The organism is Micromonospora sp. R311 (genome assembly GCF_056780015.1).
This window is the reverse complement of the sequence record NZ_JBSWCE010000116.1, coordinates 1-902: the sequence shown is the minus strand read 5'-3', so window position 1 is coordinate 902 and position 902 is coordinate 1. Positions and strand designations below refer to the sequence as shown.

At 74.4% G+C, this 902-nt stretch carries 1 rRNA gene and 1 pseudogene; one reads left to right on the top strand and one right to left on the bottom strand.

Annotation, left to right across the window (positions count from 1 at the left end):
- Positions 1 to 75, top strand: a 5S ribosomal RNA gene (gene rrf, locus AC1WTP_RS34430); the annotation flags it as partial.
- A 90-nt stretch (positions 76 to 165) separates the two neighbouring features.
- Here rrf and AC1WTP_RS34425 read toward each other — a convergent pair.
- Positions 166 to 902: pseudogene (locus AC1WTP_RS34425) on the bottom strand (hypothetical protein); the annotation flags it as partial.

Genomic DNA, 902 nt, shown 5'->3' with positions numbered 1-902 from the left:
AACCCGGAAGCTAAGCCCTCCAGCGCCGATGGTACTGCACTCGGGAGGGTGTGGGAGAGTAGGACACCGCCGGACAATCTTCCAGTCGAGGGCCGCCCCATCCGGGTCGGCCCTCGACTGCGTAGCGCCTCAGGTGGCGCAATGAGGAAGGATGTACCTGTGAGTTCAGGACCGCAGGGCGGAGATCGTCCGCGTCGTTACGACGACCGCCCGGGTGGGCGCGACGACCGCGCCCGTGACGACCGGAGCGGCCAGGGTGGCGGCGACCGTCGTGAGGGTGGCTTCCGCGGCCGGCGTGACGGTGACTTCCGTCCGGGCGGCTACCGGCGGGACGCCGGCGACCGCGACGGTGGCTTCCGCGGCGAGCGCCGTGAGGGTGGCTTCCGTGGCGGTGACCGCCGTGAGGGTGGCGCGCCGCGTGAGGGCTTCCGTGGGGACCGCCGTGAGGGTGGCGCGCCGCGTGAGGGTTTCCGCGGTGGTGACCGCCGTGAAGGTGGCTTCCGTGGTGGGGACCGTGAGGGTGGCTTCCGTGGTGGGGACCGCCGTGAGGGTGGCGCGCCGCGTGAGGGTTTCCGCGGCGGTGACCGCCGTGAAGGTGGCTTCCGTGGCGGGGACCGAGAGGGTTTCAGGGGCGGTGACCGCCGTGAGGGCGGCGCCCCGCGTGAGGGCTTCCGCGGTGGTGACCGCCGTGAGGGTGGCTTCCGTGGCGGTGACCGCCGTGAGGGTGGTGCGCCGCGCGAGGGCTTCCGCGGCGGCGAGCGCCGTGAGGGTGGCTTCCGGGGCGGCGAGCGCCGTGAGGGTGGTGCGCCGCGCGAAGGTTTCCGGGGCGGTGACCGCCGTGAGGGTGGTGCGCCGCGCGAGGGCTTCCGCGGCGGCGAGCGCCGTGAGGGTGGCTTCCGGGG